The following is a 15,748-nucleotide window of genomic DNA, read 5'->3' as shown; positions in this document are numbered from 1 at the left end:
GTTACCGTCCTCGAATGAGCGAGCTGGGATTGCGTTCGATGCTGCGGGCCAGCGAACGGAAAGATTCGGCCATTCTGGCAAAGTCACCCAAAACTCCGCGCAGATCGCCGTATAGCCGTGACTGATCGCCGTAGCCCGCAATCACCGCCTCAAGATTTCCGGCAGCCGTGTTGAGGCGCGCGGAGAGTGCAGGAAGGCTGGCGGCTGCGCTGTCGACAGATTTCAGCGCGCTGTCTGCGCTTTGCAGCGTGGCATTCAGATTGTCGATGGCGCCGCCGTTGCGGATCGCTTCAACAAGCGTGCGCATTTCGCCCAATGTCTTGTCGAGGGTGAGCGGGATGCGGTCCAGTCCTTCGGACTGCAGCAGTCCGTCTGCCGTGGTCGTCAGGCGTGACACGTTGCCCAGTGCATCCGTGGCCGCCGCCATCAATTCCTCTATCGGAAGACCTGAAAGCCGGGCAACCAAACCGTTGACGCCGGAATTTGGATCAACCTCTGCGGTTGGTGCCGTCGGCAGATACAGTCGTCCGTCTTCGCCCTGGGTGATCTCGGCGGTCGGCTGCTCCGGCAACCGTACCAGTTCCAGAATGACGGTTTGCCCGAACAGGCCTTCCTGTCCGACACGTGCGCGGAGACCGTTGGCAACCCGTGTCTTGAGCTGTGCAATGGCTTCATCTGCCGTTTGATCGCGCGAAAGGCCGAGCCGTGTTGGCGATAGCCGCAGATCGACACGCAGCCGAACCGGATTATCGCTGCCATCCTCGACCGCCACACCGACGAGATCGGCCACCTCGCCAGCCTTGATGCCACGAAAACGGACAAGCGTATCGAGGTTCAGGCCGTTGATGTCGCCGTCAAGGAGAACGGAAACATTGATGCTCGGCAGGACGTTGGCTTCGAACGCATTCTCGCGCGCGGCGGCTTCGGTCGGAAAGACGTCAAAGACATGGCCATCCGAAACCAGTTGGCCGCCGGTCACCGGCTCACCGAAGGTGACGCCACCCTCGATGAGCGCTGCCAAGCTATCGACCTTCAAAGCCAAGCCCTGAGCACCCAGATTGAGTGACAGACCCGAGGCATCCCAAAAGCGCGTGTTGCTTGTCAGGCGGGCGTCATACGGTTTGAAGATGAAGGCCTCCATGGTGACCGTGTTGCCGGTTTTGGACAGTTCTGGTTGACCGATCCGTCCGACCTCGAGGCCGCTGGTCAGAACAGGCGCACCCGCTGCCAATTGCCCGCCGGCCCGCGCGCGCAGGACGATCCGCGTGCCTTCTTCGCCGATGGAGGCGAGCGGTGGCACGGTCAGTGCTGTGAAGCGGTCCTTGAATTTGCCTTCCACGCCGTCCCAGTTCGCGGCGATATAGACGCCGGAAAGAAGTGTCCCAATCCCCGTCACACCGCGCGCGGTGACTTGCGGTTCCACAAGCCAGAATTGCGCGTCTTCATCGACGTAGCCGACGATATCCTTGTCCAGCCGAACCTTCACTTCGACCGCCGCCATGCCGTCGGAGAAGCCGATATCCTCGACCACGCCGACTTTCAGGTCGCGGATACGCACTTCCGTCGCGCCGGCACTGATGCCTGCACCCGACTGGAGGACAATGGTGATCAGCGGACCGCGTTGATTGTAGTTGTTCCATACGACATAGGCGGAGATGGCAATGGCCAGAACCGGCATCAGCCAGACGAGCGAAAACCTCCGCTTCCTGGTCTCCACCTTCGGTCGGGTGACTGTCGTGTTGTCCTCAGGCGTCATGTGGCGCTCCTTCATCGGTTGCGTCCCAGATCATCCTTGGATCGAAAGCTTGGGCCGAAAGCATGGTGAAAACCACGGAAAGCGCGAAGCAGGCCGCGGCAAAGCCGGGTTGAATGGACGCCAGCACATCGAACTGAACAAGGGCGACCAGAATGGCGACGACGAACACGTCGATCATGGACCAACGTCCGATGAATTCGACCGCCTCATGCAAGATGTGCAGGCGATGGGCGTTCTTTGGCCCAGGTCGTGACAGGAGTATGGCGAGGTAGGCGATGACAATGAACTTCCCGACCGGGATAACGACGCTCGCGACAAAGACGATGGCTGCAATGGCAATGGCACCGTGATGTACGAGATCGACCACGCCGCCGACGATCGTGCTCTCCTGCGATCGGAAGGCCTGGGTTGTCCGCAGCATCGGATAGAGATTGGCGGGAACATAGATGATCAGCCCCGCCACCAGCCAGGCCCAGACATGCTGCAGGCTTGCCGTATCGCGGCTGGCAAGGGGGCTGTCGCACCGCTTGCAAGATGATGCCTGCGGCTCCGCGAGCAGCCCGCAGGATCGGCAGGTGAGAAGGCCATGATCGCGCGCAGTCATCATGATGGTGGTGTCCCGACGGTTGTCCAGAGCGTGTTGCGGCACATGAACGCGTCTTGTGCCGCGTTCACGAGCACCAAAAGAACAAATGCCCAGAACGCCGCACCGGTGTCGACCGTTGCCATGCCGGCCAGCTTGACGAGTGCGACTGCCACTCCAACCATGAATATTTCCACCATTGCCCAGGGCTTCAGCTTGAAAGCAAGGCGCAGGGCAGGTCTGGCCAGCGGCGCATGTGCCACTCCGGCGAGGTTCGGGGCGAGCGCATAGATCAGCAGCCCGGATCGCATTGCCGGAATGATCACGATGAAGAACAGCACCGCAAACGACAACGGCACCATGATGCCTTCCGCAAATCCGAAGATGACATCAATCACGGAGGCTCGCGATTCAAACGGTCCGGCATTGAGCGTCAGAAAGGGTGCAAACAGCGCCAGCCCCATCAGCACAAGCGAGGTCAGCGCCAGCATGGTTACGCGCAAAACGGCATCCTTCCGACCGAGTGTCAGCCTGTAGCCGCAGCGGGCGCAGCGTGTGGGGACAGTCAGTTCCTGCGCCGAGAACCGATGCACGGTGTCACAGTTCGGGCAGCCGATGTGGTGTGGATCGTTGACCATGGTTCTGCTGGTGGGTCCTGCATCGCTGGGTGTTCGCATGATCCCGAAGCCAAGCGACAACGGATGAGATCGGTGCGGCATGACGGCTCTTCGGGGAGCAGGCACTGTCGCCCGTTGCGCATATGCTAAAAAACTTATGTCATAAAGAATTTTTTCTTCACTTTCCTTCTTCTGCAGACGTTGCTGTCATTCGAATAAGGTGGATGCCAATGCCGCCTAAGTGAAAAAAATTCATGTAAAACAATAAGATAGCGCAGGCCATGGGCCATGCACGAGGGCTGCGGCTCGCATGGAGGTGGCGCGATTGGTCTGAACAGCTTCTGGAAAATTTATTAAGTGGATTTTGGCTCGACCCTGGCGTCACCATCATCGGTGACACCGCGTATAGGCAGGCCGATCCGGGGACTGCCGGTGAGGCGTAAGTGTGGGCGGGGCCCTTGCCGCAGATCAGATAGCGGCCGCGCCAGCGCGGGTGCCGGATACGGTCCTATCGGCGTAGAGGTCGACCTCCCCGGATTTGGTCAACCGTCAGAGCCGCGCGGCGGACACGGGGGCCCGCCGCGCGTCCTGCTGGATTGAGACTTCAACCTGTCAACAGAACTCACCTGTCAATTCGCGCCTCGATTGCCCCAAGTCTGAGATGCTGCGTTGTCCGTGCTGCAGGCTTCCAGCGAAAGGGCTTTGATCTGATTGGTGTCGCTGCGGCCAGAGCGGGTATCTTCCCCAAGTGTCAGGCACATGTCCGTCGCAGAGGCGGGCACGATCGTCCCTTCGCCGGAGAAGACGAAGCTCTGCGCCTCGCTGCCGTCGCAACTTGCGAGCCCAACGGAACTGCCGGGCTCGGTCGCAGCCACGGTTGCGCAGACATCGAATTCCGGCATGTAGAGAACACCGTTTGCAAACTTTTCGGAATCAAAGCCTTGGTCGACGAAGATCTGTCCGGAGGGTGAGTAGCAGGTGTGACCTTGCAGACCGTTTGAGGGATCGGCATCCGCGCCCTGTCCGCCGGAAATATCTAGGCAATATCCGTTCTGCTTGTTGTCGAGCCTGTCAAGCAGATAGATCTCGACTGTCCCGGCATAGGCAATTCCGGTGGAGAGCAGGAGAGAAATGGCGGTCGCACTTATCAATCGATTTGTCATGCTGGAGGTTTCCCTGTGTTGGCGTGATATGGAAGTCTGATCGGGTGCCTATTCGATGGTTATGCGGCACAGGATCGTGTTGCTTTGCTCAAGGTCGGGTCCCCAGATGAATTGCGCGTCCTCAGACCAGTCGATCTCGTTGTAGCCGAGTTTGGGGTCGACCTGTTCGGATGTGTAAACGCTGGCCCGAGGCCAGTCCGAGGCATCGAATGCGGCCTGATCCCAGCTGTCGGGCTCATCGGATATGTCAAAGGCACAAACGCCCTCGCCGGCGACCGGGTCGCTTTCATTCTCGCAGGCCTTGTCCAGCGGGGCGGTGTGAATGACATGGCACTGCCAGTCGGCATTGGTGACTGCAACGATGCTGCCTGACGCATCCTTGATCTGCGCGATCACTCCTCCGTCACCCATCTGCTGCCGTCTGGTCCCAATATATTCCAGGCCGGTGTCGTTCTCGATGAAATCCTTTGCGACAAGCCCGATGGTGAAAGGTCGCTCGGCCTCGAAGGTAAAGCTTTCGGCATTGAAAGACCGTTCGGTTGTGATCGCCACGCTGTCTTCGGCAACCTGAGTGCCGTCGATGCGCACTTCGAACCAGTTATCGGCCCAGACATCGGCAGAGAAAGTCTCGGTGCTGGCGATCGATGGAGTGATGACAGCCAGAACAGAGCTGATGATAAAGCGCTTCATGTCGGTATCCTTTCAGCCTGCGAAACAGCGGGCCATCGAGTGGCCCGCAAGCTTTGGTTCAGCGCACACAGCGCACGAGATTGTCAGATCGGTTATAGTCGCAGGCGTTCACCGAGCAGGTTGTATCCTCGGTCGTCTCCTGACCAACAATCGTCTTGATCGAAGAGCGTTGCGCACCTGCGCCGTGCCAATCGCTATATTCGGTCTGATCGCCGGCTTTGCTCAGGGCCTTGCCGAAGGCGATGACGTTGGCGTAGTTCTTCCAATCGCCAAATGTGGTGCTCGTCCAGAAGTCCAGAGTCTCATTATCTTCGGTGATCGTGAACACGGAGGTGTCGATGGCCGGGAAGCTAGTGCGCTTGTAGTCGACGATGCTTTGCAAGGCCTTGGAGGTCGGCAGTCGCCAGTCGTCGTAGCCGCCCAGATCAAGCGCCTCACAATAGGCAAGTGCATCTTTCCATTCCCGGCGGGTGCCGTCGTCGGCCTTTTGCCACATCAGGCCCGTGGCCCTGTCGCTAACGGTGCCGTCGCCATTGTCTGAAAAGGCATTCATGCCGTAGACGTCTTCCTGGCCCGAGACGCAGCGCACGTAATTGCCGGGCGCTTTTCCGTCTTCCCCGGTCAATCCGCCGGTGGCTGCGGCGCCAGTATAAAAGTCCAGTCCCGTGCCGTAGGCCTTGATATGTCCATCGGCGAAATTGAAGCCGAACGCGGCTTGGTTGCGACCGTTCTGAACGGGCCCCTTCACGTAGAGGGTGCTGCTCCAGTATTGGCCAGCGAATGCCATATGCCCCTTGGGATAGGAAAAGTCGAAGTATTCGGTGTCAATGTAAGGCGTCGGTTCGCCCTGCTCAGGCTTCAGCAACTCGCCACGGTTATCGGCGAGCGAGTAGAGTTCCTTGATGGAGGGTACGCGCCAGTTGTCGCGTCCGCCCAGCTCGAGAGCGCTGCAGTAGCTCAGGGCCTCGCTATACTGAAGGCGGTCGTCTTGCGGCGTTTTTTCCCAGACAAGACCCGTATTGTTATCAAGAACGGTGCCGTCGCCTTGGGCCGTGTACGACGCTTCAACACGGGAATACTGCGCATCCTGGCCAAAAAGATCTTCACCCTTCGCGGGGCAGGCAACCTCGTCGCCCAGTAGGTCGAAGCACTTATCCTGCATTGTGTCGACCACCGGATAGGTGATGTCCTGAGCGTGAGCATTGACGGCCGACACGGCGAAAAATAGAGCGATGTGTGAGAGGCGTAGCATGTCCTGTCCTTCCAATTTCAGCGCTTTTATGGGCGGGGTGGCCGTGGCAGGGCGTTGCGCAAGGTGGCCTCATCTATCCCCAGAGCCGCCGCTGCGGCGGCAAGGTCGGCACGCGGGCCGCCTGCTTCATTCATTGCATGGAGAAGTGCCTCGGGCGTGACGCCCAGGGTTTTGGCGGCATCTTCAAAGCCCGGGGCCATTCCACCAGGTCCGCCATTCGGACGCGGGGGCTCGTTGCGTCTGTCTTCGCCTGCGCGCTGTGCGCCGATGCCGGCGGTTGCCGTTGTCGTGAAATTGTGTTCGGCCACGACACCCACCAGACAGGCAGGCAGGTTCGGGAAGTCCTTCGAAGAATGGTAATGATAGGTTTTGCCATTTGCGGTGGTGCCAACATGACCACCGCAAGCATCCAGTCCCACAGGGGTTGATCCGTCAGCCTCAAGCGAGCCGTACATCGGGAAGCCGTCGAAGGCGTATCCGAAATGTGCGCTGGCGTCCTGCTTGATTGCGCAATCGGCAGATATGTTTTCCTCTTTGAAGACAGTTGCCACATCTGTCGAAGTTCCGTGCCAATGATACCATCCGCCGGGATCGACATGGCCGCCGCAGGTGTCCAGAGCAGGCATGTGGCCCGTCACCTGAATTGGCGGCGCATCAGAAAAGATTGGCACGCCATCCAGCGCGACGCCGACCTTTGAAACGACCCCTAGGGCCGTTGGTGTGTCAGCCATGACGGGCTGGACCGGCAGCAGCATCGTGATCTCGACGCTTTCATCCAGCGAGACATTGATGCAGGCGTGATCGACCGTGGGGCGCTCCGTGGCATTGTCGACCGAGTAAACATGGCCTTCGTCGTCGAAGAAGCGATATCCAAGACCGTCGAGCATGCGCAGGAAGTTTCCATCGATCCTGTAAAGCCCCGCATTTTCGCCAGTCCACTCCCAAAGGCCACCCGCATCATTGACCGTTGCCGGGCAGAATGGTCCGATTTCCAATCCGTCGGGCAAATATCCCAATGTAAGTTTCTGGCACTTGGTTCTGGCGCCGTTTTCCAGAGTGCAATCGACAATTTCCGGCGCGCGAAGGAGGGCCGTTTCTTGGAAGGCACCTGTTTGGGTATGGGCGGAAACCTTTGCTGGAAATCCCATGGCTACCAGAATGGGTAGCCAGATGAACCTGAAGGCATTGGGCATGATGCGGCTTCTCTTTTGAGTATTTTATGTACCGGAAACGCCTCTTTCCGGAACGCCAATTGCAGTAGTCATTGGCGGAGTGATGCCAGCTTATCAGGGACGGGGCATGGAAGGAGTATGCAGGGAATATGCAGACACAATTCCTGTGTGCTGCGGAGCGCTCGTCTGTCGCTTCAGTCCTCGTAGGCATAGCCGACACCATAGACAGAGCGGATCGGATCCCAGTCTGTCTTTGAATGGAATTTTCGACGGATGTTGCGAATATGACTATCGATTGTCCGGTCAATGACGTCGGTGTCGTCGGGAAATGCCAGTGAGAGAAGCTGATCGCGCGAAAACACGCGACCCGGGCGTGCAGCCAGGGCGGCGATAAGCGAAAACTCGCGGCGGGTCAGGTCCAGATCGGAGCCGTCAAGGGTGACGCGCCATTTCTCAGAATCGATCTGCAGCCGCGACTTTGGGTCTTCGGATGCCACCTGCTCACCGGTGGGGCGTCGACGCAACACCGCCCGCACACGCGCCAGGAGCTCGCGCGGAGAGTACGGTTTGCAGACATAATCGTCGGCTCCCAGTTCGAGCCCGAGGAGGCGGTCGATCTCTTCGACCCTGGCGGTCGTCATGATGATGGGGACATCAGAGGTTTGGCGCAGTTCGCGACAGATCGTCAAGCCATCCACGCCGGGCAGCATTAAATCGAGGATGATGAGGTTGGGCGCCCCGTCGAGAGCAGTCTTCACGGCATGGGTGCCTGTAGACAGGATGTCCACTGACATGCCGTCAGAAAGCAGATAATCCCGCATTACCTCGGCAAGTGCGGTCTCATCCTCGACAATGAGGATATGTGGCTTGGTCACGATCGTCTCTCCGGCAGGGTGAAGGTCACATTCAGGCCACCCAGTTCTGATGTCGCAACAGAGATCTTGCCCCCGTGTGCCTCAACGATGGCCTCGCAGACCGAAAGGCCGAGGCCCGAACCGCCAAGCGCGCGTGAACGGGAGCCTTCGGCTCTGAAGAAGCGGTCAAACAGCCGCGGCAGCACGTCATCCGGTACCGTTGGTGGGGTGTCTTCAATTGATACATGGGCGAACCCCTTGGCGTGCCAGATCCGCAAACGTATCCTGCCCGGCGGATCGGTGTATCTCGCGGCGTTCTGCAAAAGATTGTCGATCACCTGCGAGATGCGCGTTCGGTCACATTTGAGTGTCAGCGCTTCGGGAAATGCGCAGTCGATTTCAAGTCCGGCCGTTTCGAGCATCGGGCGCGCGACCCGCACGGCGTCGGTTACGACGTCGACCAGATCCTCTTGATTGAAACTGGCCACATGCTCGGGCTCGCGGGAATGAGTGAGGATCTTGAGGTCCTGGACCAGTCGCGATAGCCGCATTTGTGCAGCGTGCATCTCGGCCAGCGTTTCCTGGTTGGGCTGACGCACACCATCCTGCAATGCCTCAATCTGCGCACGCAACACCGCAAGCGGCGTCTGCAGCTCATGTGACGTATTGGACATCCATTCACGTTCAGCCTGGGACGCCTTGGCCAGCGTCTCGGCAAGTGCATTGTGATAGGCGATAAGATCGCCCAGTTCATCTGTCCGGTCTTTTTCGATCCGTTGGCTGTAGTCGCCGGATGCCAGGGTCTTTGCTCCGACTTCCAAGCGTTTGATCGGAATAAGAATTTGGCGAGCGATCAAGAATGCCGCAGCGGCTGAAAGCAGCAGGGCGATCAAGGCGGAGAACGCAAGCGACGTGTATTGCCCTCGAATGAAGAAGCCATCCGAAGTGCTGTCGGAGAATTCGGGAGCATTCAGATGGAGATAGCCAAGCGGCGCGCCATCTTTGCAATCGGCGGCGACGCAAATCGGACGTTGCTCGTAAATCGCGCTGCGTGCGGTCGCACCGGCAATGCGGTCGCCTTGGGCATCCAGCAGCGTTAACCGGTCGCCGATCATCAGGGGATCCGCCTTCACGTCATCTCCGTCTGGATTGCCGGGCGGTCTGAAATGTTTGATGACGAAGGCGTTCCAAGCCTCGCCCTCTGCCTTAAGTTCTGGCCAGCCCGGTGCGGCCGGGTCGTGCGCCAGTGCCAATTCCTGCGCCAATGTGTTGAAGCGAGCGATCTCACCTCTCAGCAGATATTGGGAAAAGCCATCGCGCATGGACAGCGCCACCAGCATGGCCATTGTGCCTATTACCAGAACCGAAGTGGACGCGATGGCCAGGAAGATCTTGGTTGTCAGTGATGTACGCAAGCAGTCCATACTCCCTCATCGCGCGCGATCGTGCAGCGAGTATGCACATAACTGACTGGCTGTTCAGTGCACCAGTAGCGGTCTCCACGCGGAGCTGGACTTAAGGGGCGCGTGGTGACGTGGTCTTCGGACACAAGACGTCTCGAACTGTGAGGCCTTATGCGCCGAGCCTTTTTGTTTTCGTCCTGTCCGGGAGCTGAATGAGGGCGCGGCCTGGCTCACCGCTCCGTGACGACCATCTTCCCGGCGGAAACCGGCGTTTCGCCTGTTCTCAGAGGTGTTATGGCGGCACAATCGGGCGACAGGGCGTGCAATTCCTCGGCAAGATCGAGGCAAAGCAGCCGCATTTTTTGGGGATCGATCTGGCGCTGCGCCTGTATCTTCAAGCCAAAAATATAAGTCTGAATGCGTATCGCCAGCCGATCCAGATCGGCGTCTACAGGTAGCTCGCGCGCCAGTTGAGCCTTCTGTAAAACCTTCGAAATTACGCCCTCTATTTGGTCCAGGTGGCCTAGAATGAGGTCCCGCAGTTTGCCGTCACCTGGTACCTCGAGCAGCGATTTCACGAGCATGCAGGCGCTCGACGGGCGATCTGCTGGCCTGAGATCCGACAATGAAATCAGATGCATCCGCAAGGCGATGAGCGGGGAGGGGCTGTCATTCACCAATGCAAGCAAGTTGGCCTCCATTTGCGCGGAGTAGCGCTCCAGCGCTTCGCGGAAAAGTGCTTCCTTGCTCTGGAAGGCGGCATAGATCGAACCGGGCCGGAGAGACAGCGCCCGTTCGAGATCTTTCATCGACGTGTCGTGGTAGCCCTTGGCCCAGAAAAGTTCCATCGCGGCCTGCAGCGCGTCGGCGCGATCATATGAAGCAGTGCGTGACATGAGCGCAAACTATCCCAACTCCATGACCTTGTCAGCACTATCACAAATATTTGTTGAGCGAACGCTCAAAAATAACTTGAGCGATCACTCAAAATGAGCAGATTGACGACGGACTTGAAACGGAAGGAAAATCAGATGAGCAGATTCGAACGCCTCAATGAAACCAACGCGCCGGCTGCATCCATCCCGCTGATCGAGAAATCGAAGAAAGCATTTGGACGTTTGCCAGGTTTGCACGCTGTCATGGCGGGTGCGCCGGCGCTGTTGGACGGCTATCAGGTCCTGCATCGCCTGTTTGCGGAAGAGACCTCGTTCGATGCCGAGGAGAAGACCGTCGTGTGGCAAACCATCAATGTTGCCCATGAATGCCACTACTGTGTTCCAGCGCATACAGGCATCGCAAAAGCAATGCAGGTCAGCGACGAAGTGACCAACGCGCTGCGCGATGAAACGCCTCTGCCGACATCCAAGCTGGAGGCCTTGCGCACCTTCACGCTGGCAATGTTGGAGAGCCGTGGCAACCCGACCGAAGAGCAGATGGATGCATTCTATGCCGAGGGATACGGGGATCAGCAAGTCCTGGAGGTTATTCTCGGTCTGGCGCAGAAACTGATGAGCAACTACACCAACCATATCGCAAAAACGCCGGTCGATGCGCCCTTCGAAAAGTACAGCTGGACCCCCGTCTCAAAGCGTTGAGTCGATCCTTGCCAGACGAACACCTGATTGGTGTGCCTTTGGAGCCGAGATTGCGAACGGCAGCTCCAATTTTGTGCCACTCGGCGACAGGCGGTGCGCGTGCCACGGGTTGACCGGAACACGCGCCGCCGGGCAGTTTGAGCTTATGCAGTCCGCGACCCCATCGTCGTGGACTGCTGCCTTCTCTGGGCGCGCGCGCCACGGTTGTGGGGAGCTGCCATCGCTTCCATCCTGCACGTATTCCATGCGGGCAGGGAGACGGTCCCCATTCTGGGAGGCCGTACTCGTGAGCTTGAAAGGTGGCTCTGCTGTGGGTGGTCCCGCGATGTCGCCTTGCCTCGAGAGAATCCTTGATCGCCAAGACAGGGAGTGGCGACCTTATCGGCAGAACTCGCCGGTTTGGATCTCGCCGTCATTGGTGACGGTTTTGGTCTCGAAATTGTAGCAGTTCTCGGTGCCAGAAGGGCTGTAGCGGATGTAATAGTCTTCACCGTGGTAACTGTAATCCATGCTGCGGCTACCGTTCTTGTCTTGGGTGAAGATCAGGTTCTCGACGCCCCCGGCCGGAGGCTGCCCCGGCTCGACCGTCTGTCCTGTGGCAGCGCTGGTCAGCGGAGCGGTGCGTGGCAGTTCGCGCAGGTCACCAACCTCCCCCATCAGGCATTGGATGATATATGGGGCATGTTTGGAGGTGTGGTAGCGATAGCCATATGTCTGGTCCGTTTGACCATTGCAGACATCCAGCATGCCCTCGACAACAGGTGTTCCGTCGGGGTTGTTGTCACCATAGATCGGGAAACCATCGAAGGCCCAGCCGATGATGGCATCATTGCCCGCGTTTTCCATCTGCGCGATCATGCAGACGGGTTTCATGTGGTAGTGATAGTCATCCCCGCGACCCGCATGGCCACCGCAGATGTCGAGCTGCTGGGTCAGATAGGTGTCGTGCTCGGTCTGGTGATGATGAAGGTCTTTCTCTGTCATCTCGCCGCCGCCGGTATAGTCGAAAATCGGAACGCCATTGACAGCCACTCCAAGTGCCGCGTCGCGCGTTTGCGGCGTGTCGCCCAGCACTGGTTTCAACGGGATTGGCGCATCATATTTTTTGGCGGGGAGCGGCACCTGTTCGTTCGTGCCGACAATTCCGGTCATCAACTCATGAGCAGGATAGGTGTCGGAGGAGATGATCGCGCGGTCGTCCTCACAGGTCACCGTTACCGTATCTGCAAAACCGGCTTTTTCGACCGAGGTCATAACTGCTTCGCAATGCGCCTTTGCATCATGGGACTTGTCTTCGTGGGCCTGCGCAGGGATTGCAGAGAACGCGGCAGACTGAAGAAAAACAGCAAGTGGGCCAAGGCTTTTGACGGAAGAGAGATGTTTCACACGATATCCTTTCGGATAGGTCGCCGGCGGTATGCCGGCACCCGGAGGAGCCCAAGGTCGTCACGAGGGACGGGGATTACTCGACAGTCAGACGGCAAAGGACTGTGTTGTCCGTCTTCAGGTCCGGTCCCCAAATCAGCTTGGCGGACGGCGCCCAGTCGATTTTGTCATAGCCGTCCTTTGGGCTAACTTCACGGGCGCTATGCTCGGTTGCAGCACTCCAGCCCGTGGCGTCGAATTCTGCGGTATCCCAGTTTTCGGGTTCTTCGCTGATCTCGAATTTACAGGCCCCTTCGCCGGCCACAGGGTCGCTTTCCTCGGCGCAAGTCGCATCAAGCGGCGCCCTGTGAACGACGAGGCATTGCCAGTCCGAATTCGATACCGATACGAGTTCGCCATCGGCATCGTGAACCTGCATGATAGCTCCGCCATCGCCCATCTGCTGACGACGGCTGCCGATATATTCAAGGCCCGTATCGTTTTCCTTGAAGTCCTTCAGCGTCAGGCCGATGACGAAGGGCCGCTCGGCCTCGAAGACAAAGCTCTCGGCGTTGAAGGACCGTTCGGTTGTGATCGGTACGCTGTCTTCAGCGACCTGCTGCCCATTGACGCTCATGGAGAACCAGTTGTCCGCCCAGATGTCGACCGAGAAGGTTTCGGCTTGGGCCGCGCTGGTGAGGGCCAGGCAAGACGTCAGTACTACGAGGCTGAAGCGCATTATCGTTTTCCTTGTTTTTCTGGGCGCGAGGCCGCGTCTTGCATTCTCTATAGAAGTGCAGGGGGGCAAGCTGAACTTACAAATTGGTAAGGTTCTTGCGCTCTTTCCTCCTGGATATTCTCGACCACGACTGAGTTGCCAAACGGCGGCGCGTGTCCGGTGTCCGGCCGGTCGCCACTGAGAATTCCCGAACCGCCGATCGCGTGAGGCCAGTGCCTCTGCGAGGTGAAGACGATTTCAGATCTCCATGAGGCGGGGTTGTTGCTCTCGGAACATCCTCAGTTGCCGATGAAAGCAGGGCTCCCCGTACAGATGGAAATGCCTTGGCCCGTCGCGTGACAATCGCCTCGGGAGTTACAGTAAGCCAACTGAAGCATAGAGCGCCGCCCCCAACGGGGTTTGCCGTAAACCTGTTTTAAATCCCGCTGATATATACCCCAACTTCTGACGAGAAGCTGGGCCGCATCGCTGTGGCACGCCATACTGGCAAATGAAGAGATGAGAATAATCTGTGCGTTCGTCCCGAGTAGAGCACCGAGGATATGGATTGGGAGGGGCTAAAAAAGCTCTCTCCATGAAAATCGCCACACTGCTCGACCAGTTCAGGCTGTCGAGCGACCCTGTGCGGCAGCAGGCAATGGTTGATGCCTATATCCCGATCCTGCGGCCTATCCTGATCCCTGCCTGCGGTTACTACCTATTCGTCACCTGGGAGCACTCGCAGACGCAGACCGGCTTCATGCTGGCCGTTTTCTCCTTCATCAGCATGACGACGGCTTTCAGCTTCTACCTGTTTCACAAACTTCTGACGAAAAACCGGACACTATCTCTGGCCAGGCTCGAAATGCATAACCTGGCCATGCACCTTTTCATGTACCTCAACCTGTTGAGTTACCTTCTCGTCTACAACGTACAGCCGCGTTACATATACTTCGTGCTGCTGGCATTCATTTTCGCGATCACCGGCGCAACGACGCGCACGGTGATGATCAGCGTTCCACTGACATTGGGGACTCTCTACCTGTTCTCCACGTCTCTTCCGAGCGACCTCCACGCAGAGTACGCCTCCATCGTCGTTGCGACAGCTTTCGCTTCCGTCAGCATGACGGGGTTGCTCCGGCACGCGATCATTCGTCAAATCGATGCGCGATTGTTTGCCGATGAACTGACAGTCAAGGCGCAGGCGCTTGCCGATGCCGACATGCTGACCGGCATACCCAACAGGCGCGCCGTTTTCGAAAAGATCGACCATCTCATCGAGCAAGATACGCCGTTCTGGCTGGGAATATTCGATCTCGACGGCTTCAAGGGTATCAACGATGTGTACGGCCATTCGATGGGCGACCGTCTGTTGCGCGCATCGGTCGCGCGGGCCATGGAGGAACTCTCTTGCGAAGGCGGCATGATTGGCCGGATCGGTGGTGACGAATTTGCCGCCATTCTTCCCGGCGGCGTCACAGAACTGCAGGTCAGGGAGCTTGCCGGCAGGTGGATCAAAGCGATCACGGCCCCCTATGTGATCGACAATCAGTCACTCTCAGTGGGCGCTACGGCGGGTTTCTCTCATTTTCCAGACATGGGAACGAACAGTACGCAGATCTACGAACAGGCCGACTTTGCTCTCTACAAGGGCAAGGCCCGGTTCCGCGGACAATGCATCTTTTTCGATGCCACCGACAGCGAGGAGATGAAGAACACCATCGCCATCGAACGGGAGTTGCGTGAGGGCAACCTCGAACAGGAGCTCGTCCTTCTGTTTCAGCCACAATATTCGCCGAGCAAGAAGCGCGTCATCAGTTTCGAAGCGCTGGCCCGCTGGCACAACCCAAGGCTTGGGCTCGTCAGTCCCAACGACTTCATTCGCGTGGCCGAACGCTCCGGCTTTATCCAGAAAGTAACAGCCATCCTGTTCCGCAAGGGATTGGCGGAGCTGAAAAAATGGCCCGACGACATCAGCTTGTCCTTCAATCTTTCGGCACGGGACATTTCGGACCAGGCCTTTGTCCTTTCTCTTCTCGCTCAGATCATGAAGGAGGAGGTTTCGCCAAGCCGTCTGGAATTCGAGATCACGGAAACGGCTGTCATGTCTGACCTGGCAACAGCCAGCACCGTTCTTGACAGGCTGAGAAGCAGCGGCTGCAGGGTCGCACTCGATGATTTTGGCTCTGGCTATTCGAGCTTCGAGTATCTCGACCAGCTTCCGCTCGACAAGGTCAAGATCGACAGGAGTTTCGTTCGCAAGGTTCCCCACAGCATCATATCGCGTGAAATTGTGGCCGCCATCATTGCCCTATGCTCCAAGCTCAACTTGCGGTGTGTGCTTGAAGGCGTCGAGACCCAAGAGGAGATGGCTGTTCTTGCAGGCCTCGAGCCTGACCTGATCCAGGGGTTCCTGTTCGGCCGGCCCATGAGCGGTGAGGATGCAGGCCAGCTCATCCGGGATCAGCAGCAGTCAAACGCAAATCAAACGGGATTGCCGATCCAGTCTGCCTGAAGGATGACGATTTGAAATCGTCACGGATTGCGGGCGTCACGCCTACCGCTACGGGATTGGGGATG

General features: G+C 58.2%; 14 protein-coding genes. 2 read left to right on the top strand and 12 right to left on the bottom strand.

The features are described from left to right. Position 1: 1 nt before the first annotated feature. The 10 genes from LJE98_RS09330 to LJE98_RS09285 all read right to left on the bottom strand — a co-directional run bounded on the left by LJE98_RS09330 (position 2) and on the right by LJE98_RS09285 (position 10,386). The gene (locus LJE98_RS09330) at positions 2–1,756 is read right to left on the bottom strand and encodes an intermembrane transport protein PqiB (protein ID WP_229574891.1); all 1,755 of its coding nucleotides are present in this window, start codon (positions 1,754–1,756) and stop codon (positions 2–4) included. Then, on the bottom strand, positions 1,746–2,363 hold the full coding sequence (locus LJE98_RS09325; RefSeq protein WP_229574890.1) for a paraquat-inducible protein A: 618 nt from the start codon (positions 2,361–2,363) through the stop codon (positions 1,746–1,748). Before LJE98_RS09325 ends, LJE98_RS09330 begins: the two co-directional genes overlap by 11 nt. Continuing rightward, entirely contained in the window at positions 2,360–2,977 is a 618-nt protein-coding gene (locus tag LJE98_RS09320; protein ID WP_229574888.1) for a paraquat-inducible protein A, read from the bottom strand. Before LJE98_RS09320 ends, LJE98_RS09325 begins: the two co-directional genes overlap by 4 nt. Positions 2,978–3,585: 608 nt before the next feature. Continuing rightward, positions 3,586–4,119 carry a ricin-type beta-trefoil lectin domain protein gene (locus tag LJE98_RS09315; RefSeq protein WP_229574886.1) on the bottom strand — a complete coding sequence of 178 codons (534 nt, stop codon included), beginning with the start codon at positions 4,117–4,119 and terminating at the stop codon, positions 3,586–3,588. A gap of 48 nt (positions 4,120–4,167) precedes the next feature. After that, complete coding sequence (locus LJE98_RS09310) at positions 4,168–4,809, bottom strand: PEBP family protein (protein WP_229574885.1); 642 nt, start codon at positions 4,807–4,809, stop codon at positions 4,168–4,170. Positions 4,810–4,867: 58 nt separating this feature from the next. Then, on the bottom strand, positions 4,868–6,061 hold the full coding sequence (locus LJE98_RS09305) for a DUF1566 domain-containing protein (RefSeq protein WP_229574884.1): 1,194 nt from the start codon (positions 6,059–6,061) through the stop codon (positions 4,868–4,870). A gap of 26 nt (positions 6,062–6,087) precedes the next feature. After that, positions 6,088–7,254, bottom strand: coding sequence for a YHYH protein (locus LJE98_RS09300; RefSeq protein ID WP_229574883.1), 1,167 nt, complete (start codon positions 7,252–7,254; stop codon positions 6,088–6,090). 173 nt (positions 7,255–7,427) lie between these two features. Continuing rightward, entirely contained in the window at positions 7,428–8,108 is a 681-nt protein-coding gene (locus LJE98_RS20230) for a response regulator (RefSeq protein ID WP_229574881.1), read from the bottom strand. Continuing rightward, the gene (locus LJE98_RS09290; protein WP_229574880.1) at positions 8,105–9,502 is read right to left on the bottom strand and encodes an ATP-binding protein; all 1,398 of its coding nucleotides are present in this window, start codon (positions 9,500–9,502) and stop codon (positions 8,105–8,107) included. Before LJE98_RS09290 ends, LJE98_RS20230 begins: the two co-directional genes overlap by 4 nt. Positions 9,503–9,720: 218 nt before the next feature. After that, positions 9,721–10,386, bottom strand: a complete 666-nt coding sequence (locus LJE98_RS09285) for a TetR/AcrR family transcriptional regulator (protein ID WP_229574878.1) — start codon at positions 10,384–10,386, stop codon at positions 9,721–9,723. Between the two features lie 135 nt (positions 10,387–10,521). Here LJE98_RS09285 and LJE98_RS09280 point away from each other — a divergent pair, with 135 nt between their 5' ends. After that, entirely contained in the window at positions 10,522–11,085 is a 564-nt protein-coding gene (locus LJE98_RS09280) for a carboxymuconolactone decarboxylase family protein (RefSeq protein ID WP_229574877.1), read from the top strand. Positions 11,086–11,463: 378 nt separating this feature from the next. Here LJE98_RS09280 and LJE98_RS09275 read toward each other — a convergent pair whose 3' ends face one another. Then, on the bottom strand, positions 11,464–12,471 hold the full coding sequence (locus LJE98_RS09275) for a YHYH protein (RefSeq protein WP_229574876.1): 1,008 nt from the start codon (positions 12,469–12,471) through the stop codon (positions 11,464–11,466). Positions 12,472–12,547: 76 nt separating this feature from the next. Next, positions 12,548–13,189: a PEBP family protein gene (locus LJE98_RS09270; RefSeq protein ID WP_229574874.1), complete on the bottom strand. Its 642-nt coding sequence runs from the start codon at positions 13,187–13,189 to the stop codon at positions 12,548–12,550. Between the two features lie 511 nt (positions 13,190–13,700). Here LJE98_RS09270 and LJE98_RS09265 point away from each other — a divergent pair. Next, positions 13,701–15,683 (top strand): putative bifunctional diguanylate cyclase/phosphodiesterase, encoded by a 1,983-nt coding sequence (locus LJE98_RS09265; RefSeq protein ID WP_229574873.1) that lies wholly within the window; start codon positions 13,701–13,703, stop codon positions 15,681–15,683. Positions 15,684–15,748: the final 65 nt, after the last annotated feature.

The sequence above is a fragment of the Rhizobium sp. 'Codium 1' genome (assembly GCF_020889605.1).
GTDB lineage: Bacteria > Pseudomonadota > Alphaproteobacteria > Rhizobiales > Rhizobiaceae > Allorhizobium > Allorhizobium algae.
This window is presented reverse-complemented; position numbering and strand designations above follow the sequence as displayed.